Here is an 18962-nt window from a genome sequence, read left to right as displayed (position 1 = left end):
ACGGGCCAGCAGCCGCAGCAGGGTTACGACCAGGGCTACGGCCAGCCCGGCGGCTACGACCAGGGCTACGGCCAGCAGCCTCAGGGCTACGACCAGGGCTATGGCCAGCAGCCGCAGCAGGGTTATGACCAGGGTTACGGCCAGCAGCCGCAGCCCGGTTACGACCAGGGCGGCTACGGCCAGCAGCCGCAGCAGGGTTACGACCAGGGCTACGGCCAGCCCGGCGGCTACGACCAGGGCTACGGCCAGCAGCCTCAGGGCTACGACCAGGGTTACGGCCAGCAGCCGCAGCAGGGCTACGACCAGGGCTACGGCCAGCCAGGTTTCGACCAGGGTTACGGCCAGCAGCCGGGTGGGGCGTACCCGCAGTCCGGTGGCTTCCCGGACCAGGGCGGCTACGGCCAGCAGCCCGGCGGCGCCTTCCCGCAGAGCGGCGGTTTCGCCGCGGGCGGCCCGCGCGGGCAGATGACCGCGACGCTGCACCTCGACGACGGTTCGAACCGCTCGTACACGCTGCAGCACGGCTCGAACATCATCGGCCGGGGCCAGGAGGGCCAGTTCCGCCTGCCGGACACCGGTGTGTCGCGCAAGCACATCGAGATCACCTGGGACGGCCAGAGCGCGATGTTGGCCGATCTCGGTTCGACGAATGGCACCACGGTGAACGGCACGCCGGTGCAGACTTGGCAGTTGGCAGACGGCGACGTGATCAGGGTGGGCCACTCGTCCCTGGTCTTCCGGGCTCAGCAGGCCTGAGCGCGGAAATCCGCGTCCGGACACGAGTAGGAGCGTTCACAACAAGTGCCAGAGCTGGTGATTCAGCTGACCAGAGCAGGGTTTCTCGCCCTGCTCTGGTTGTTCGTGCTGGCTGCGCTTCGCGTGGTTCGCTCGGATCTCTACTCGGCGTCCGGGATGCGGGTCCCGATCCCAGGTGCGAGTCGGCTCCCGGGCAAGCAGGCCCGGGGCAAGAGCAAGGCGCCCCGCCAGATGGTGGTGACGCACGGCGCTCTGGCCGGCACTCGCATCTCCCTGGACGGCCGGCCGATCCTGATCGGCCGCGCCGACGACTCCACGTTGGTCCTCGACGACGACTACGCGTCGACACGACACGCGAGATTGTCACTTCGAGGCTCCGATTGGTACGTGGAGGATCTAGGCTCCACTAACGGCACATACCTCGATCGGGCGAAGGTCACGGGGCCGACCAAGGTCCCGCTCGGCGTTCCGATCAGAATCGGCAAGACGGTGATCGAGCTGCGCTCATGACCCTCGTCCTTCACTACGCAGCCCGCAGCGACCGCGGCCTGGTGCGCTCCAACAACCAGGACTCGGTCTATGCCGGCCCACGACTACTCGCCCTCGCGGACGGCATGGGTGGACATGCCGCCGGTGAGGTCGCCAGCAAGGTCGTCATCGCGGCGTTGGCGCCGTTGGACGACGACGAGCCCAGCGACGACCTGCTCGGCCAGCTCCGCGGTGCGGTGCTGGCCGGCAACGGTGCGATCGCCGAGCTGGTGGCCAACGACCCGGACCTGGAGGGGATGGGCACCACGCTCACCGCTGTGCTGTTCGCAGGCAGCAAGCTGGGCTTGGTGCACATCGGCGACTCCCGGGCCTATCTGGTCCGCGGCGGCGAGCTGACCCAGATAACCCACGACGACACCTTCGTGCAGTCGCTGATCGACGAAGGCCGGATCACCGAGGAGGAGGCCGCCAACCACCCGCAGCGCTCGCTGCTGCTGCACGCGTTGACCGGCCACGAGGTGGAACCGAGCCTGGCGATCCGGGAAGCCCGCGCCGGCGACCGCTACCTGCTCTGCTCGGACGGCCTGACCGGGCCGGTGAGCACCGAGACGATGGCGGAGGCGCTGCGCATCCCGGACCCGCAGCAATGCGCGGACCGGATGATCGAGCTCGCCCTCAAGGGCGGTGGTCCGGACAACGTGACCGTGATCATCGCCGACGTCGTCGACGTCGAGTTCGGCGACGACGCCCCGATCGTCGGGGGCGCGGCGGGAAATGGCGATGAGCATCCGCAACCCGATTCGTCGGCGGCGCGCGCATCCGCGGTGACCATGCCGCGGCCGCAGCCGCAGCGTTTCGAGCCCACCTCACCTCCGGCGGAGCGGCCGCGCAAGCGTCGCTGGCTGCGTTCGCTGTTGGTGACGTGCGGCGTGCTCATCGTGTTGGCCGCAATCGCACTGGTCGGGCGTTGGTGGGTGCTCAACCAGTACTACATCGGTGCGAACCGCGCCGACGAGGTGGTGATCTACCAAGGCGTGCAGGGCAGCATGCTCGGCGTTTCGCTGAACTGGCAGGTCGAGACCTCCTGCCCGGTGGACTCGGCGCAGGACTGCACGCCGATCAAGGTGACCGACCTGCAGGAGGCCCAGCGGCCGGACGTCCGCAACGGCATCACCGAGGTCAACGGGCTGCAGGAGGCCCGTGACGCGATGCGGCGGCTCCGGATGACGGCGCTGCTGCCGGAATGCCAGCAGCCGGAACCCCCGACGTCGCAGCAGCCTCAACAGCCTCAGGTGCCGCCGGGCCAGCCCCAGCCGCCGCCCGAGTCCACTCCGGACGCCACCCCGCTGCAGACGGAGGAGCAGAAACCGGGCGTGACCTGCCGGATGGTGAGTTGATGGCACAACCGGCCGCTACGACCGGAGCTGCCAGCGGGGCCCCCCGAGTCGATACTCGGCGGGGCACCGAGCTGTTCATGCTGGTTTGCTCGGCGGTGATCGTCACCTTCGCGCTGATCCTCGTGGAACTCGCGCAGGAGCAGACGATCTCCCGGGAGCTCTTCTACTACGGGTTCGCGTTCCTCGCGCTCTACGGCGCTGCGCACTTCGGCGTGCGCCGCTGGGCGCCTTACGCCGACCCGCTGATCCTGCCGCTGGTGTCGCTGATCAACGGGATGGGCCTGGTGATGCTGCACCGGCTCGACCTGGCACCGGTGGTCGGCGCCCCGTACACGCCCAAGCAGATCGTGTTCACCACGGCGGGCGTGGTGCTGTTCATCCTGGTGCTGGTGTTCGTCAAGGACCACCGGACGCTGGCGCAGTACGGCTACACGTGCGGTTTCGTCGGGCTGGCGCTGCTGGCGCTGCCCGGCCTGCTGCCGTCGAGCATCTCCGAGGCCAACGGCGCGAAGCTGTGGATCAACCTCGGCTTCGTGTCCATCCAGCCGAACGAGTTCGCCAAGCTCCTGCTGCTGGTGTTCTTCGCCTCGTTCCTGGTGTCGAAGCGGGAGCTGTTCACCACGGCCGGCAAGCGGTTCCTCGGCGTGGACTGGCCGCGCCCGCGGGACCTGGCCCCGGTGATCGCGGCGTGGCTGCTGTCCATCGGCATCGTCGTGCTGGAGAAGGACCTGGGCACGTCCCTGCTGTTCTTCGGCATCGTGCTGGTGATGATCTACATCGCCACCGAGCGCGCGGTGTGGGTCTTCCTGGGCCTGTCGATGTTCGCGCTCGGCTGCGTCATCGCCTTCAACCTGTTCGACCACGTCCAAGCCCGGGTGAACACCTGGCTGGACCCGCTGGCCGAGGGAGCGGCGAACGACCAGCTGCGTTCCGCTCTTTTCGGCATGGCCAACGGCGGGATCGGCGGCTCCGGGCTGGGCTCGGGCATGCCGAACCTGACCCCGCTGTCGTTCAGCGACTTCATCATCCCGTCGCTGGCCGAGGAGCTCGGCCTGACCGGGCTGATGGCGCTGCTGATGCTGTACCTGCTGCTGATGATGCGCGGGCTGCGCAGCGCGCTGGCGGTGCGCGACTCGTTCGGCAAGCTGTTCGCTGGCGGTCTGTCGTTCACCGTGGCGCTGCAGCTGTTCGTGGTCACCGGAGGTTCCACCGGGCTCATCCCGATGACCGGTCTCACCGCGCCGTTCCTCGCCTCGGGCGGTTCGTCGATGCTGGCGAACTACATGCTGATCGCGCTGCTCCTCCGGGTCTCCGACGCCGCGCGTCGCCCGCAGGCACCCGCGAAGCCGAAGGCCAAGCAGGCCCCGATCGCGGAGGCACATACCGAGTTGGTGGAGCGTCCCCGATGAACAAGCCGCTGCGCCGGGTGGCGCTGGCGATGATGGTGATGGTCGTGCTGCTGATGGGCAACGCGACGTACGTGCAGGTCATCCAGGCCGACGAGCTGCGTGACCACGCGCTCAACAAGCGGACGCTGTACGAGGAGTACGCCCGGGAGCGCGGGCAGATCACCGCCGGCGGCCAGTCGCTGGCCAGTTCGGTCCCCAACGAGCACGACCGCTTCAAGTTCCTGCGCAACTACCCGAACGGGCCGCTGTACGCGCCGGTGACCGGGTTCTACTCGTTCTACTACGGCTCCAACGGCATCGAGCGCGCCGAGGACAAGATCCTCAACGGCACGGACGACAGCATGGCGTTCGACCGGCTGTCCGACATGATCACCGGGCGCGAGCCGCGCGGCGGCAGCGTTGAGCTGACCATCAACCCGGCGATGCAGCAAGTCGCCTACGACCAGCTGACCAAGAAGGGCTTCCAGGGCTCGGTGGTGGCGCTGAACCCGTCGACCGGCGAGATCCTGGCGATGGTCAACGCGCCGTCCTACGACCCGAACCCGCTGGCCTCGGCGGACAACAACGCCGTCGCCGCGGAGTGGAACAAGCTGGACGCCGACAAGGACCGGCCGATGGCGAACCGGTCGGTGTCCGAGCTCTACCCGCCCGGTTCGACGTTCAAGCTGATCACCACGGCCGCCGCGCTGGAGAACGGGTACAACCCGAACAGCACGGTGGAGGACGCCGCGTCGATCACGCTGCCCCAGACCAGCACGCAGCTGCCGAACTACGGCGGCAAGCAGTGCGCGGGCAACACCCTGACCAAGGCGCTGGCGCACTCCTGCAACACCGCGTTCGCCAAGATCGCCGGTGAGCTCGGGCCGGACAAGATGCGCAAGACCGCCGCCGCGTTCGGCTTCGGCCAGGACCTGCAGATCCCGATGACCGTCGCCAAGTCGGACCTCGGCCCGATGGCCGACGCGGCCTCGCTGTACCAGAGCGGCATCGGCCAGCGCGACGTCCGCGTCACGCCGATGCAGAACGCGATGATGGCCGCCGCGATCGCCAACGGCGGCAAGCTGATGCAGCCGCAGTTGGTGAAGGCGACCCGTGCGCCGGACATGTCGGAGCTGGACACCCTCCGGCCGGAGGAGATGAGCGAGGCCGTCTCCCCGCAGGTCGCCGCGATGCTGCGCGACATGATGATCCAGTCGGAGAAGAACACCAAGGGCGAGGGCAAGATCTCCGGCGTCGAGATCGCCTCGAAGACCGGTACCGCCCAGCACGGCGACGCCAAGGACCAGCCGCACGGCTGGTACGTCGCGTTCGCCCCGGCTGAGAACCCGACCATCGCCGTCGCGGTGATCGTCGAGAACGGCGGCGACGAGGGCACCGAGGCCACGGGTGGCTCCATCGCCGCCCCGATCGGCCGCGCGGTCATCCGGGCCGGTCTGCAGGGGGGTGGCTGACCCGTGCTGACCACCGGCCAGTTACTCGCCGACCGGTACCGGCTCGGCCAGCGGATCGCCGTCGGCGGGATGGGCGAGGTGTGGCAGGCGGTGGACGTCCGGCTGGACCGGACCGTCGCCATCAAGGTGCTCAAGGCGGAGCTGTGCGGCGACGCCGAGTTCCTGCACCGCTTCCGCACCGAGGCCCGCACCACCGCGTCGCTGAACCACCCGGGGATCGCCGCGGTGCACGACTACGGTGAGACCGCCGCGATCCCGGACGGGCCGGAGGACACCGCGTACCTGGTGATGGAGCTGGTCGAGGGCGAGCCGCTGGCCGCGATCCTGGCCCGCGAGCGCCGGATCAACACCGACCACACGCTGGACATGCTGGAGCAGGCGGGGCGGGCGCTGCAGGCCGCGCACGAACGCGGCCTGGTGCACCGGGACGTCAAGCCGGGCAACATCCTGATCACGCCCGAGGGCAAGGTGAAGCTGACCGACTTCGGCATCGCGAAGGCGGCCGACGCGGCACCGGTGACCCGCTCGGGAATGGTGATGGGCACCGCGCACTACATCGCGCCGGAGCAGGCGCTCGGCGACGACGCGACGCCGTCCAGCGACGTGTACTCGCTGGCCGTGGTCGGCTACGAGTGCCTGATGGGTCACCGCCCGTTCCTGTCCGACAACGCGGTGACGGTCGCGATGATGCACATCCGCGAGATCGCGCCGCCGCTGCCGCCGGACGTGCCGCCGGGTGTGCGGGCGCTGATCGAGGCGACGCTGGCGAAGGACCCGCGGCGGCGCTACGCCGACGGCGGCGAATTCGCCAACGCCGTCGCCGCGGTGCGCGCGGGCCGGCCGCTTCCCACGCCGTCCTCGCTGGTGGTGCCGCAGCAGCGGCAGCAGCAGCTCAACGTCGCCGTGCCGAACACGGGCGTCCACCAGATGCCCGCGCAGCTGCCGCCGATGGGCAACACGTACCCACCGGGGCTGATCCCGCCGCAGGCGCCGGCCCCGCAACTGCCGCCTCCGCAGGCGGCGGCACCGCGCACGAACAAGATCATCGTCTGGCTGCTGGTGGCGGTGCTCGCGATAGCCTTGCTGGTCGCCGTCGGGGTGGCCACGTACTGGGTGGTCAACTTCAACGAGGGATTGGTCGAATCCGGCACTGTGACAACGCACAACCTGGATTCGGCAGCTGCTTTGGGCCAGACTTCGCTACGGCTCGCGCCCGGGATCGGGGCGGCACCAGCGGGGTGGCCGGACACGGAACTCGGGGGAACACCGCTGGTCGCCCAGCCGGTACCGATCGGATCGGGCGAATCGGCATGATGGGACGATCGTTGACAAGGATCGGAACGACGCTTCGATGAGTTCACCTCGACTTCTGTCCAACCGCTACGAGCTCGGTGAGACTCTCGGCTACGGCGGTATGTCCGAGGTGCACCGCGGCCGCGACACCCGGCTGAGCCGCGACGTGGCGGTGAAGATCCTCCGCGCCGACCTCGCCCGCGACCCCACGTTCCAGCTGCGGTTCCGCCGCGAGGCGCAGAACGCGGCCGCGCTGAACCACCCGGCGATCGTGGCCGTCTACGACACCGGCGAGACCGAGTCCGAGAGCGGGCCGCTGCCGTACATCGTGATGGAGTACGTCGACGGCCGGACGCTGCGCGACATCGTCAAGACCGAGGGCCCGCTGTCGCCGCGCCGGGCCATGGAGGTCATGGCGGACGCGTCGGCCGCGCTGGACTTCAGCCATCGCCACGGCATCGTGCACCGGGACGTCAAGCCCGCCAACATCATGATCACCCGCGGCGGCGCCGTGAAGGTGATGGACTTCGGCATCGCCCGTGCGCTGGCCGACGGGCAGGCCGCGGTGACGCAGACCGCCGCGGTGATAGGAACCGCGCAGTACCTGTCGCCGGAGCAGGCCCGCGGCGAGGCGGTGGACGCGCGAAGCGACGTCTACGCCTCCGGCTGCGTGCTGTTCGAGCTGCTCACCGGGGAGCCGCCGTTCACCGGTGACTCGCCGGTCGCGGTGGCCTACCAGCACGTCCGGGAGGAGCCGCGCAAGCCCTCCGACGTCAACCCGACGACGCCGGCCTCGCTGGACGCCGTGGTGCTCAAGGCGTTGAGCAAGAACCCGGCGAACCGCTACCAGTCGGCCGCCGAGATGCGGGCCGACCTGGTGCGGGTGCTCTCCGGGCAGCGCCCGAAGGCGCCGATGATCATGTCCGAGGACGAGCGCACGGCGATGCTCACGCAGACCTCGGCGACCGAACTGCTGGCGCCGGGCCGCCACCGGTCGGTCGAGCGGGAGCCGGAAGAGGTCGACGTCGAAGCCGACCGCAAGCGCCGGAAGCACCGGATGATCGCGCTGGTCACGGCGGCCTGCGTGCTCGTGTTCGCGCTCGCGGCCTGGCTGGCGACGTGGGTGTTCACCTCGGAGCCGAAGACGGAGGCGGTGCCGAACTTCACCTCCATGACCCAGGCGGCAGCGCGGGTCAAGGCCGAATCCGAGCAGTGGCGCGTCAACTGGTGCCTGGCCCCGTCCAGCGTCGACGACAAGGACAAGATCGTCGGGCAGAACCCGCAGCCGGGGACGCAGATCGTCAAGGAGACCCAGTCGATCCGGCTCTGCGCCGGCACCGGGCCGGGGAGCGTGCAGGTGCCGGACCTGACCGGCCTGAACATCGACGACGCCCAGAAGAAGCTGGAAGAGGCCGGGCTGAAGCTGGGGCTGACGCCGGAGTACCGCGAGACGGACGACTCCAAGCAGGTCGGCAAGGTCATGGACTGGAGCAAGCGGGGCGAAACCGTCACCCAGGGCACCACGATCTCCGTCGTGATCGGCGAGGCGCCCAGGATGGTCGACGTCCGGAACGTGGTCGGCCAGCCCTTCGACACGGCGAAGGCCTACCTGGTCGGCGCCGGGTTCAAGGTCAGCAAGCAGGACCGCGACTCCGACCAGCCCGCGGGCACCGTGCTGGAGCAGTCCCCGTCGGGCGGCAGCAAGGCGAAGCCGAACAGCGAGATCGTCCTGGTGGTGTCCAACGGCGGGCAGATCAGCATGCCGTCGCTGGTCGGCATGACGCCCAGCCAGGCCGAGCAGGCCCTGCGGGAACGCGGCTGGAACGGCAGCATCATCGAGTCCGACCAGTCGACCACGGACAAGAACATGGACGGCAAGGTGGTCGGCTCGTCGCCGTCCGCCGGGCAGAAGGTGGGCAAGGACCAGCCGGTGACGCTGTACGTGGGCGACTACACCTCGAGTCCGACCACCAGCACACCTGCCGACGGCGGGCTCTTCCCGCCGTTCGGCTGACCGCTTCGACGCGAAGGGCACCTGCCACCGGCATGACCGGGCGCAGGTGCCCTTCCGCTTTTCAGGACTGGAAGATCCCGCGAGGAGTCCAGCGAGATCCGGTGCCGACCGCGGGACTCCGGCGCGACTTCCACACCGACGCCGACGAACGGCGGCTGTCGTTGGACTTCCTCCACGAGTACATGCAGTGGAACTACCGCAACGGGCCCAAGTGGCCCCTCCGGCACGCGCACCTGGTCCCGGCGGTCAGCGCCGCGCGGCGGCGGCGACCTGGCGCATGCCGCGTTCGAGCTCGTCGACCAGGTGCCCGTCCACCTGGTGACCGGCCGAGGCCATCCAGTTCGCCAGCATCCGGTGGCCGCCGTCGGTGAGCACCGACTCGGGGTGGAACTGGACGCTCTCCACCGGGAGCTCCCGGTGCCGCATGCCCATCACGATGCCGCTCGCGGTCTTGGCGGTGATCTCGAAGTCGTCCGGGATGGTGTCCGCGCGGACGATCAGCGAGTGGTACCGGGTCGCGATGAACGGCTCCGCCAGCCCGGCGAACACGCCGGTACCGGAGTGGTGGATCTCGCTGACCTTGCCGTGCAGCAGCTCCGGCGCCCGCTCGACGACCCCGCCCCACACGGCGCCGACGGCCTGGTGCCCGAGGCAAACGCCGAACACCGGCTTGCGCTCGGCGGCGCAGCGCTCGATCAGCTCCATCGTGCGCCCGGCGCGATCCGGCGTACCCGGACCCGGGCTGAGCAGGACGCCGTCGGCGGCGGCAACGTCGTCGTCGGTGACGACATCGTTGCGGCGCACGACGCAGTCCGCGCCCAGCTGAGCGAGGTACTGCACGAGGTTGTAGACGAAGCTGTCGTAGTTGTCGACGACGAGTACGCGCACCCCGCCAGGGTACGCGGAGGGTGAAAGCCGATTCCAGACTCGTCTTGCATCGCGGCGCAGGTAGCGGCCCCCTGCGGGAATTACGGTCGCCTTCTCGCTGTCATGAATGACCAATTCACCACATCGGGGCTGTCCTCGACCAGCAGCACGGCCTGTGCGGCCTTCGCCGCGGTGCCGCCCGGCAGGCGCCGCCAGATCCACGCGTACATCAGCGTTCCTCCAGCTCGGCCGGCCGCAGCCCGGGATGCGCCGGGTCCTTGGGGTACTGCTTGACCAGCACGCCGTGCACGATCAGCCGCTGCGCGGCGGAGAACTCCGGGTGGCAGGTGGTGAGGGTGATCAGCCGGGTCTGCTGGTCGCGCGGCAGCAGCTCCGGCGGCTGCCCGGGCACCGGGAAGATCACCTCGCCCTGCTCCGGGAGGACGATGCTCCGGCCGACCACCTGCTCGTACGGCCCGCCGATGGGCGCCACGCCCGCGCACCTCGGGTCCGCCGCACGCCCGTTCCAGGCCACGACCTCGCCGGTCATCGGGAGCACGCGGTAGACGTACCAGTGCGTCGCGGTCTCGATGACCAGCGCGTCGCAGGAGCGCAGCTGGTCGAGGTCGTTGAACGGCGCGCCCTTGCCGATCCGGTGCCCGGCGACGGCGAAGTTGCCCTGCTCGCCGGGCCACGCCGTGCCGACGTAGTGCCCTGGCCCGGCGGCCAGCGTCTTCGCGTCGGTGCCCTCCAGCACGGCGAAGCGGAAGTCCGGGCCGAAGGCCGGGATGTGCAGCTGCGCGAACCCGGCGCCGGCGACCGGCGCGGGCGGCTCCGCCGCCGGCGGCGGGTGCTGCGACTGGACCTTCAGCTGATCGGTGGCCTCGGCCTGCTTCTGCGCGGTGAACCAGTCCGTGACGTACACCGCGTAGAAGACGAACAGCAGCAACACCAGCCCCGCGGTGATCAGCAGTTCTCCCAGGACGTGCAGCGCCGTGCGCAGCCGGGCGGGCCGGCTCTCCCGCGGTGGTGCCACCATCAGCTCCGAGGAAGCCACGGTGTTCCTCTCCGGTCACGGCTTGGACCACGGGGTAGATCAACGCTGTGATTACGTTAACGTGGTAGCTGGAAAACGAGCCGCATCGCGAGAAGTTGCGCGCGCCCTCGGGCGCCGCAGCCCGGGGTGCGGTGACCGCCCGAGCAAGCGGCGCACGACGCCGCACCACCTGGCGAGGACACCATGCCGAAGTCCAAGGTCCGCAAGAAGGACTCCCCCACCCCGGTGACCGATCGCCGCACGCCGGTGAAGGCGAAGGCGGTCGGCCCGTCGCACCCGATCTACGTCATCGTGATGTTGGGGATGATGGTGATCGGCCTGCTCTGGCTGGTGGTCAACTACATCGCCGGCGACAAGATCCCGTTCATGGTCGACCTGGGCGGGTGGAACTTCGCCGTCGGTTTCGCGTTCATGATCATCGGCCTGTTGATGACGATGCGCTGGCGCTGACCCGTAGCACGTTAGCTGAATGTGGTCGAGGTCCGGAGGGGTCAATCCCTTCGGACCTCACTCATCTCGTTGACCTCTTGACGTTCGGTCAGCGAACAACACAGGTGTAACTCATCCCCAGTGGGGATAACTCCTGTGGATAACTCATCGGTAGCGGGTGGATAACGGTGGATGCGAGCGGTTCCCGACAGTGGTCGACGCCGATCGGGCTGGTCTCCTGCGGCTGGGCGCTCGCCGCGGCCGCAGCGCTGTGGTGGCTCCTCGCCGAACAGCCGGTCGACCGGCTGTTCATCGGCGTGCTGGTGCTGGCGTTGGCCGCTGTCTCCGCGCACGGCAGCATCTGCCGACCTCGACTGCGCGCGGACGTCGAGGGCATCACCGTGCGGACGTTGCTGGGCCGACGGCACTGGGCCTGGCCCGCGGTGACGATCCGGGTCCGGCAGGACCGCCGCCTCGGCCGCACGGTGCGGACCCTGGAACTCGACGCGGACCCGCAGCTGATCGTGCTGACCAGGCTCGACCTGGGCGCCGACCCGCAAGATGTCGAGGACGAACTCCGCGGCCTGCGCCGCTGACCCGTCAGCTGCCCAGGCCGCAGCGGGTTTCCTCGCCGGAGCCGAAGCACACGACGTTGCCGAACTGCAGGTCGCGCGTCACCAGCATCGCGATCAGCACCACCAGCAGCGCCGCCAGCGCACCCGCCTGGACCAGCACCTGCCGCTCGCGCGGGGCGTAGACCAGCGCGGCGGTCGCGATCACGCCGACGACGAGCCCGCCGATGTGGCCCAGCAGGGAGATGCCCGGGATGACCACGCTGGCCGCGATGTTGAGCGCGATCACCACCAGCACCGGCCGCAGGCTGACCTTCAGCCGCAGCGCGGCGATCGCGATGCCGCCCATCAGGCCGTACACCGCGCCGGACGCGCCGGCCACCTGCTGCAGCTCATCGCCGAACACGAACACCGCGGTGCTGCCGCCGAGCAGCGACAACAGGTAGACGGCGCCGAACCGCACCCGCCCCAGCAGGAGCTCCAGATCCCGGCCGATCACCCACAGCGCGATCATGTTCATCGCCAGGTGGAGCAGCCCGATGTGCAGGAACCCGGCGCTGATCAGGCGCCACCACTGCCCGCCCGCGACCAGGATCGGCCACAGCGCGAAGTCGGTGAACAGCGCGGCGGTGGAGTTGCCGGGGATGCTGCCGGCCTGCACCGCGGTGAGCGCGAAGACCGCAACGTTGATCGCGATCAGCACCGGCACCAGGATCGGCTTCGCGGGCAGCCGGGCACCGGCCACCGTCACCGGCTGCCGCATGCCGCGCTGCCCCTGCGCAACGCAGTCGACGCACTGCTGGCCGACGGCGGCATCGCGCAGGCATTCCGGGCACGACGGCCGCTCGCACCGGGTGCAGCGCAGCCCGGTGGGGCGGTCGGGGTGCCGGACGCAGGTCGGCAGCTGCGGCGGAGCCCCGTCCGATCCGGGCAGAGATCCGGGCGGAACAGTCACGTCAGACCTGCTCTCCGGTCGAGACCGCTTCGAATGGGCCTGGCGGCGGCGCGGGCAGCGGAACCTCGGGCATCGTCTCGCCGGGGACAACCCCGACTGGGTGGACGACGCCCGAGGACCCGCGACGGCGCAAGCCGAGCCTCACGCCGCAAGCGGCTGACGCCGCTCCCCAAAGCAAGCCTAGTAGGCCGGGTTTCAGCCGCGGTCGATCGAGACCTTCTCGATGACGATGTCGTTGACCGGGCGGTCCAGCCGGCCGGTCGCGGTGTTGCCGATCGCGTCGACGACGTTGCGCGAGTCCTGGTCGGCGACCTCACCGAAGATGGAGTGCTTGTAGTTCAGCCAGTCCGTGGCGCCGACGGTGATGAAGAACTGCGAGCCGTTGGTGTTCGGCCCGGCGTTCGCCATCGCCAGCAGGTAGGGCTTGGTGAACTGCAGCTCGGGGTGGAACTCGTCGCCGAACTGGTAGCCCGGGCCGCCGCGGCCGGTGCCGGTCGGGTCCCCGGTCTGGATCATGAAGCCGGAGATGACGCGGTGGAAGATCACCCCGTCGTAGAACGGCCCGGAGCGCTCACCCTTGGCGTTGGGTTCGGTGTACTCCTTGGTTCCTTCGGCCAGGCCCACGAAATTGGCCACTGTCTTGGGCGCCTTGTCGGGGAACAGGTTGATCCGGATGTCGCCCTGCGAGGTGTGCAGGGTCGCGGTCACCTTCGTCCCAACGAGCGATCCGTTGTCTTCAGCCACCAGACCATCCTGCCATCGAAGAGGCCGAACGCCGTGTCTGGGTGCAATATGGGGCTGATCGCCGCCTGCCGGGCGGTGCCCACGCCGCGGGCGTGGGTCGAGTAAGTCGACCGGCGAACGCCGGGCCGAGGAGGCACACGATGGACGAGGTGAAGGCGATGGCCCGAGCTGGCGAAAGCGTGGGCAAGGCGGTCGGGACGGGCTTGAAGTCCGCCCGCCACGGCGCGAAACGCGCCGGCGAGGTCGGGGTGGCGCTGTCCAAGCAGGCCGCCGCCCGCGCCGAGCAGGAGCTCGCCAACCACGGCTACTCCCCCGACGAGTTGCAGGAGCGCATCGCCCAGGCGACCACCGGGATGTCCCGCAAGGAGCTCGCCAAGCGCAGCCGCAAGGCGCGCAAGCAATGGGAGAAGAAGACCGAGAAGTCCCGCAAGCAGCTCGCCAAGAACACCACCGCGGCCCGCAAGGAGCTGGCCGCGATCATCGAGCCGAGCAAGCCGAAGCGGCGGCGCAAGTGGCCGTGGGTGCTGCTGGTGCTGGCAAGCCTCGGCGCCGCGGTGGCGGTGGCGTTCTCCCGCCGCCCGGAGGAGCTGCCGATCGCAGAGGCCAACGACGGTTTCCCCAAGCGGGACACCCAGGCCCGCCACCGCGCGGAGCGCCCCGACGTGCCCGCGCAGACCGACGGCCAGTCGCACATCGCACCGGAACGATCCCACTGACCTCGCACGCGCGGAGGCCGGGCCGGTTCGGCCCGGCCTCTCTCTTTTCGGCGTGTTGCATGTCACGTTCCGACCGGCTGGTCCGGTGGTCACGATGCTGACATGAGCGAACCGACCAGTTACGACCTGCACGCCTCCACGCACGTGTCCGCCACGCCGGACGCGGTCTACCGAGTCGCCAGCGACATCACGCGGATGGGCGAGTGGAGCCCGGAGTGCACCGGCGGCGAGTGGGCGTCCGGCGAACCGGGCACCGCCGGCGCCACCTTCAAGGGCCACAACCGGCACCGCGACGACGTCTGGACGACCGAGTGCGAGGTGACCGCGGCCGAGCCCGGCCGCCGGTTCGCCTGGGCGGTGCGGAGCTACCAGCCGACGCCGGACAACTCGGTGTGGTCCTTCGAGATCGAACCCGACGGCGACGGCTGCACCCTGACCCAGCGCTTCCAGATGAAGCAGCCGCCCAGCCGGCTGGCGTCGATCAAGGAGAGCCTGCCCGCCGACCGGGCCGCCACCTTCTACGAGTTCCGCCGATCGCGGCTGCAGCAGGCCATGCAGCAGACCGTCGACGCGATCCGGGACGCCGTCCAGCGCTGACGTCAACCAGGGTTGACACCTCCCGATTGTCAACATAAGTTGACAGCATGGCAGAAGCGACGGAACTCGCCTCCGCGGCGAGCAGCCGCGATCCGCGGATCGGCCTGCGAGCCGTTGCGGCGCTGCGGAAGCTGCTCGAACAACTGGAATCCGTCCAGGTCCGCAACGCCCGCAACCAGGGCTGGTCGTGGCAGGAGATCGCCGCGGAGCTCGGCGTTTCCCGGCAAGCCGTGCACAAGAAACACGGGAGGTCCTGATCATGTTCGAGAAGTTCGCCCCGACCACCCGGCAGGCGGTGGTCCGCGCGGTGCACGAGGCCGAGCAGCACGGCGCCCCGGAAGTCACCGACGAGCACCTGCTACTCGCACTCGTCGATGACCCGAACACCGCGGCGGGGCGCCTGCTGGCCGCGCACGAAGTGCAGCGCGATGCCGTCACGACGGCCTACCAGCAGGCGCGCCGGCTCGGCGGTCTGAGCACGTCCGATGCGGAAGCGCTCCGCGAACTGGGCATCGACGTGCACGACGTCGTCGCCAGCATCGAGCGCTCCCTCGGCGCGGACGCCCTCGCCCGCCGGCCCAGCCGACGGCGGCGCTTCTTCAAGTCGCACATCCCGTTCAGCACCGCAGGCAAGCGCCTGCTCGAAGCCACGCTGCGCGAGGCCATCGAGCTCGGCGACCGCCGCATCGGTGACGAACACCTCTTGCTCGCGCTGCTGCTCGGCAAGGGAGTCGCCGCAGAGCTGCTCGAACGCCACGGCATGACCTACCGAGGCGTTCGCGCGTCCCTGCGCAGCGCGGCCTGAACCGGGAAACCGCTACGACGCCTGCTGGGTCGGCTCGGCCTCGAACTCCTCCGCGGTTGCGGGGCGGCCGACCGCGACAGCGCCGATCGCACCCAGCACGCCGACCACCGCGAATGCGTAGAAGCCCCACGGGTACGCGATGCCGGCGGTGAGCATCGCGCCGCCGAGCAGCGGACCGCAGATCGCCCCGATGCGCCCGATCCCCGCCGACCAGCCGAGCCCGGTCGCCCGGCTCTCCGCCGGGTACACGCGCCCGATGTAGGCGTAGACGAGCACCTGCGAGCTGAACACGAAGCAGCCCGCGATGAGCACCGCCACGTACACGCCGATGCCGGGCAGCTTGACGCTCAGCGCGGCGAGGAACACGGCCGAGGCCGCGAACCAGCCGATCGTCGAAAGCCGCAGCCCCACCCGGTCGGCCACCGCCCCGGCGACGACCAGCCCGATCACGGCCCCGATGTTCAGGGTCAGCAGCAGTCCCAGCGCGGCGCCCAGCGGATACCCGGCGGACTTCATGATCTGCGGCAACCAGGTGTTGAGCCCGTAGACCAGCAGCAACCCCATGAACGAGGTGACCCAGAACGCGAGCGTGGCGCGGGTGAAACCGCCGCGGAACAGCGAGGCCACCGCGCTGGCGCCGCCGCTGAGCTTGCGCTCCGGAGCGGCGGCGCGCAGGAAGGAAGCCGATTCCGGCAGGTAGCGCAGCATCAGGGGAACGAGCACGAGCGCGGGCGCGGCCCCGATCACGAACATCGCGCGCCACCCGAGGCTCGGCAGCACGGCGATACCGAGCAGCGCTGTGAGCACGGCGCCGACGTGGTAGCCGGTCATGATCGTGGTGGTAGCGCTGCCGCCCTTGCCCGCGCGGGCGTACTCGGTGACCAGCGCGATCGCGGTCGGCAGGCACCCGCCGAGCCCGAGCCCGGCGAGGAATCGCAGCAACCCGAAGGCGAAGACCGAAGGCGCGAGCGCGCACAGCGCCGTGAACACGGAGAAGCTGGCGACGGAGAAGATCAGCGCCTTCCGCCGGCCGACGACGTCGGTGATGGTGCCGATGGCCAGGGCGCCGATGGTCATGCCCACCAGGCCGACGGTGGAAACGACGGAAGCGCTCGCGGCGGTGAGCCCCCACTGCTTCGCCTCCAGCAGCACGGGCAACACGCTGCCGAGCACGACCAGGTCGAACCCGTCCAGCAACACGGCGGTCCAGCACAGGGGCAGAACCCAACGGGCCCGCCCGGCATCGACCTGGCTCGACATGCCACCTCCACTGCACCGTCGCAGAACCGGAATGCGCGAATGCTCCCCGCCGCAGAGGCCCGACCAACCACAAGACCTTCCACTGAACGGAATCGAAGCAAAACCGTCACCCGCCCCCCGAACCAGGAAGGACAACGAATCCCCAGGTAACGACCCCGAAAACCAAACCACCACGAAACCAGGACCAAACCCGCAACGAAACCAAGACCAACGAAACCAAATGTCCAAAGAGGACAACCAAACCAAGCGGAAGAACAAGCAGGAGCCGAAGGCAGACGCCGAGGCGGAGGCGGGGAGCAACCCCAGAGAAGACGAAGCCACCAATGTCCGAGACACCAGCAGCCGAACCAGAGCCAAGCCGACCAACACGAGCACGCAGCCGAAGCCCGCAAAAGCCATCACAGCCGAAGGCTGACAACAAGAACAACACAGCCGAAGGCTGACCAACAACCAGAAAAAGCACGGACAGCCGAAGGCTGCCAATACCCAAACACAGCCGAAGGCTGACGAAAAGCCCGCAACAGGACGAACAGGCGCTACCCCACAAACCGAGGCCGAACAAAAGGCCGAACACCTCGAACGGCACACCGGGAAGCCGCCCAGCACTCCGACAGCCGAAGGCTGGAGAAAACCCACCAAAAGGCTGGTCCGTGAGCAGGCCGGGAACGCTCCCAGGGTGAGGAGCAGACAAAAAAAGACCCCCACACCGTGGGGGTCTGCGGGGGCTCGGCCCCCGCAAAATAATGACGCGGTAGTAAAGGCCCACGCTTTCCGTGGGCACACTCCACCGAACTAACGCGTGGAGACGAGGGGAATCGAACCCCTAACCCCCGCCTTGCAAAGGCGGTGCTCTGCCAATTGAGCTACGTCCCCGGCTATCGCAGCCCCACTCAGGTCTGCTGACCGGTGACGCGCGATGGCTGCCGACTCGACGGCCGACTCAAGCGCCCGGAGAAACGATCAGGCCTCGGCGGTGGCTTCGCGCCACAGGTCGGCCTCGGCCTTGGCGGCCCGGTTGCGCCGGATGACGAACAGCACGACTCCAGCAACTGCGGCGAGTGCGAGCAGCTTCTTCACTTCCGGTCGCCTCCTAGCACGGCGTCAGCCCGAGCAGTTCTCGGAGCTGGGAAAAATTCCAGTGGGCCTAGAAGGACTTGAACCTTCGACCTCTTCGTTATCAGCGAAGCGCTCTAACCGCCTGAGCTATAGGCCCTTGGTGTGCTTCAAACACTACAGGACGCCTTCCGGCACCCGAAACGGGGGTCCCCGTTGGGATCTCCCCGGACGTGGCGATCCCGGTCAGGGACCGGAATCGCCACGTCAGCGGCTCATTCCCGCTCGGAGAGGGTGACCTCGACGCCGCCGGCGAAGTCGGCCGCCACGTTGTAGATGAACGCGGCCACCGTCGCCAGCGCGGTCACCAGCACGATGTTGATCGCGCCGATGATGGACGCGACGCCGAACACCCGGCCGGCGCTGATCAGCGGCTCGCTGGCCGCGTCGTCGGGCTGGGTCAGCTCGGTGAACGTGCCGTTGAGCTGGTCCCACACGCCCATGCCGTCGAGCACGCCGTACAGCACCGCGACCGCGATCATCCACACGAAGAACAGCGCGACGCTGAGCACCAGGGCGAGCTTCAGCACCGACCACGGGTCCAACCGCTTCACCTGCAGGCTGGCCCGCCGCGGGCCTCTGCTCGGCCGCCGCGCGGAGGCCGTCGGCGAGGTGCGGGCGGCCCCGGCGGCACCGGTGGCGCCGCCGGTGAACGACACGGTCGTCCGCGCGGCCTGCGGCACCTTGGTGCGCACCGTTTCCTGGTCCTGCACCTGCTTCGGGATGTTCTGCGTGTCGGCGACGTCCGGCCCCGAGGCGGTGGTCGCCATCGGGGTACCGGCCTCGCCCGGCGCGGTCGCCGAGGCGCGTTGCCACGGTGGCGGTGCCTCGGTGCCGTGCAGGGCCTCCCCGTTGCCTTCGGCGTCCGGTTTGGCGGCCGAGCCGGACTCGGTGCCCTCGCCCCCGGTGCTGTCGTCGGCTGTCTGGGTGCTGACCGAAGCCCCGTCCGCATCCTGCTGCGGATCAGCCTGCTCCGGCTTCTCGGAAGGTGTCACGAGCGATCCTTCGATGATCGTCGGCGGCGGTGTGCGACGTGGT

At 69.4% G+C, this 18962-nt stretch carries 21 protein-coding genes, 2 tRNA genes and 1 pseudogene; 14 read left to right on the top strand and 10 right to left on the bottom strand.

Annotated elements, in window-relative coordinates; translation table 11 throughout:
• The 7 genes from ACWEV3_RS24505 to pknB form a co-directional block, all read left to right on the top strand.
• Positions 1-756 (top strand): FHA domain-containing protein (locus tag ACWEV3_RS24505; protein WP_452616150.1); only part of this gene is annotated, 756 nt, incomplete at its 5' end.
• A 45-nt stretch (positions 757-801) separates the two neighbouring features.
• Positions 802-1266 carry an FHA domain-containing protein FhaB/FipA gene (locus tag ACWEV3_RS24500; protein ID WP_132479402.1) on the top strand — a complete coding sequence of 155 codons (465 nt, stop codon included), beginning with the start codon at positions 802-804 and terminating at the stop codon, positions 1264-1266.
• Complete coding sequence (locus tag ACWEV3_RS24495; RefSeq protein WP_452616149.1) at positions 1263-2642, top strand: protein phosphatase 2C domain-containing protein; 1380 nt, start codon at positions 1263-1265, stop codon at positions 2640-2642. Before ACWEV3_RS24500 ends, ACWEV3_RS24495 begins: the two co-directional genes overlap by 4 nt.
• Entirely contained in the window at positions 2642-4051 is a 1410-nt protein-coding gene (locus ACWEV3_RS24490; protein ID WP_452616148.1) for an FtsW/RodA/SpoVE family cell cycle protein, read from the top strand. The genes ACWEV3_RS24495 and ACWEV3_RS24490 overlap by 1 nt, the downstream gene beginning before the upstream one ends.
• Complete coding sequence (locus ACWEV3_RS24485; RefSeq protein ID WP_452616147.1) at positions 4048-5502, top strand: peptidoglycan D,D-transpeptidase FtsI family protein; 1455 nt, start codon at positions 4048-4050, stop codon at positions 5500-5502. Before ACWEV3_RS24490 ends, ACWEV3_RS24485 begins: the two co-directional genes overlap by 4 nt.
• A gap of 3 nt (positions 5503-5505) precedes the next feature.
• Complete coding sequence (locus ACWEV3_RS24480; RefSeq protein ID WP_452616146.1) at positions 5506-6816, top strand: protein kinase domain-containing protein; 1311 nt, start codon at positions 5506-5508, stop codon at positions 6814-6816.
• A 37-nt stretch (positions 6817-6853) separates the two neighbouring features.
• A complete protein-coding gene (pknB, locus tag ACWEV3_RS24475) occupies positions 6854-8809 on the top strand; it encodes a Stk1 family PASTA domain-containing Ser/Thr kinase (protein WP_452616145.1) in 1956 nt (651 codons plus the stop codon).
• A gap of 246 nt (positions 8810-9055) precedes the next feature.
• On the opposite strand, the gene ACWEV3_RS24470 is transcribed toward pknB, so the two are convergent.
• The 3 genes from ACWEV3_RS24470 to ACWEV3_RS24460 form a co-directional block, all read right to left on the bottom strand.
• Positions 9056-9697, bottom strand: coding sequence for an aminodeoxychorismate/anthranilate synthase component II (locus tag ACWEV3_RS24470; RefSeq protein ID WP_452616144.1), 642 nt, complete (start codon positions 9695-9697; stop codon positions 9056-9058).
• A gap of 80 nt (positions 9698-9777) precedes the next feature.
• The gene (locus ACWEV3_RS24465; protein WP_452616143.1) at positions 9778-9906 is read right to left on the bottom strand and encodes a hypothetical protein; all 129 of its coding nucleotides are present in this window, start codon (positions 9904-9906) and stop codon (positions 9778-9780) included.
• The gene (locus ACWEV3_RS24460; RefSeq protein ID WP_452616142.1) at positions 9906-10733 is read right to left on the bottom strand and encodes a class E sortase; all 828 of its coding nucleotides are present in this window, start codon (positions 10731-10733) and stop codon (positions 9906-9908) included. Before ACWEV3_RS24460 ends, ACWEV3_RS24465 begins: the two co-directional genes overlap by 1 nt.
• A 183-nt stretch (positions 10734-10916) precedes the next feature.
• On the opposite strand from ACWEV3_RS24460, the gene crgA reads away from it, so the two are divergent.
• Complete coding sequence (gene crgA / locus ACWEV3_RS24455) at positions 10917-11183, top strand: cell division protein CrgA (protein ID WP_132479410.1); 267 nt, start codon at positions 10917-10919, stop codon at positions 11181-11183.
• A 167-nt stretch (positions 11184-11350) separates the two neighbouring features.
• Positions 11351-11758: a PH domain-containing protein gene (locus ACWEV3_RS24450; RefSeq protein WP_452616141.1), complete on the top strand. Its 408-nt coding sequence runs from the start codon at positions 11351-11353 to the stop codon at positions 11756-11758.
• A 4-nt stretch (positions 11759-11762) separates the two neighbouring features.
• Here the strand turns inward: ACWEV3_RS24450 and ACWEV3_RS24445 are convergent, their stop codons facing one another.
• The gene (locus ACWEV3_RS24445) at positions 11763-12689 is read right to left on the bottom strand and encodes a rhomboid family intramembrane serine protease (protein WP_452616140.1); all 927 of its coding nucleotides are present in this window, start codon (positions 12687-12689) and stop codon (positions 11763-11765) included.
• Positions 12690-12884: 195 nt separating this feature from the next.
• On the bottom strand, positions 12885-13433 hold the full coding sequence (locus tag ACWEV3_RS24440; RefSeq protein ID WP_452616139.1) for a peptidylprolyl isomerase: 549 nt from the start codon (positions 13431-13433) through the stop codon (positions 12885-12887).
• Positions 13434-13573: 140 nt separating this feature from the next.
• Here ACWEV3_RS24440 and ACWEV3_RS24435 point away from each other — a divergent pair, with 140 nt between their 5' ends.
• The 4 genes from ACWEV3_RS24435 (at position 13574) to ACWEV3_RS24420 (ending at position 15551) form a co-directional block, all read left to right on the top strand.
• Complete coding sequence (locus ACWEV3_RS24435; RefSeq protein ID WP_452616138.1) at positions 13574-14149, top strand: hypothetical protein; 576 nt, start codon at positions 13574-13576, stop codon at positions 14147-14149.
• 102 nt (positions 14150-14251) lie between these two features.
• Positions 14252-14746 (top strand): SRPBCC family protein, encoded by a 495-nt coding sequence (locus ACWEV3_RS24430; RefSeq protein ID WP_452616137.1) that lies wholly within the window; start codon positions 14252-14254, stop codon positions 14744-14746.
• Between the two features lie 47 nt (positions 14747-14793).
• Positions 14794-15003, top strand: coding sequence for a helix-turn-helix domain-containing protein (locus tag ACWEV3_RS24425; protein ID WP_093260818.1), 210 nt, complete (start codon positions 14794-14796; stop codon positions 15001-15003).
• 2 nt (positions 15004-15005) lie between these two features.
• Positions 15006-15551 carry a Clp protease N-terminal domain-containing protein gene (locus ACWEV3_RS24420; RefSeq protein WP_452616136.1) on the top strand — a complete coding sequence of 182 codons (546 nt, stop codon included), beginning with the start codon at positions 15006-15008 and terminating at the stop codon, positions 15549-15551.
• Positions 15552-15563: 12 nt separating this feature from the next.
• Here the strand turns inward: ACWEV3_RS24420 and ACWEV3_RS24415 are convergent, their stop codons facing one another.
• Positions 15564-16811, bottom strand: coding sequence for an MFS transporter (locus ACWEV3_RS24415; RefSeq protein WP_452616135.1), 1248 nt, complete (start codon positions 16809-16811; stop codon positions 15564-15566).
• A gap of 220 nt (positions 16812-17031) precedes the next feature.
• Here ACWEV3_RS24415 and ACWEV3_RS24410 point away from each other — a divergent pair, with 220 nt between their 5' ends.
• A complete protein-coding gene (locus ACWEV3_RS24410; protein ID WP_452616134.1) occupies positions 17032-17226 on the top strand; it encodes a hypothetical protein in 195 nt (64 codons plus the stop codon).
• A gap of 385 nt (positions 17227-17611) precedes the next feature.
• Here ACWEV3_RS24410 and ACWEV3_RS24405 read toward each other — a convergent pair.
• The 4 genes and pseudogenes from ACWEV3_RS24405 to ACWEV3_RS24390 form a co-directional block, all read right to left on the bottom strand.
• Positions 17612-17684: transfer RNA gene (locus tag ACWEV3_RS24405), tRNA-Ala, on the bottom strand.
• Positions 17685-17780: 96 nt separating this feature from the next.
• Positions 17781-17888 (bottom strand): annotated as a pseudogene (locus tag ACWEV3_RS24400) (DLW-39 family protein); the annotation flags it as partial.
• 62 nt (positions 17889-17950) lie between these two features.
• A tRNA-Ile gene (locus ACWEV3_RS24395) sits at positions 17951-18024 on the bottom strand.
• Positions 18025-18139: 115 nt separating this feature from the next.
• The gene (locus ACWEV3_RS24390; protein ID WP_452616133.1) at positions 18140-18919 is read right to left on the bottom strand and encodes a DUF3566 domain-containing protein; all 780 of its coding nucleotides are present in this window, start codon (positions 18917-18919) and stop codon (positions 18140-18142) included.
• Positions 18920-18962 lie beyond the last annotated feature (43 nt).

The organism is Saccharopolyspora sp. NPDC003752 (assembly GCF_053605825.1).
Note: the sequence above shows the minus strand (reverse complement) of the source record. Positions and strands in the feature narration are given on the sequence as shown.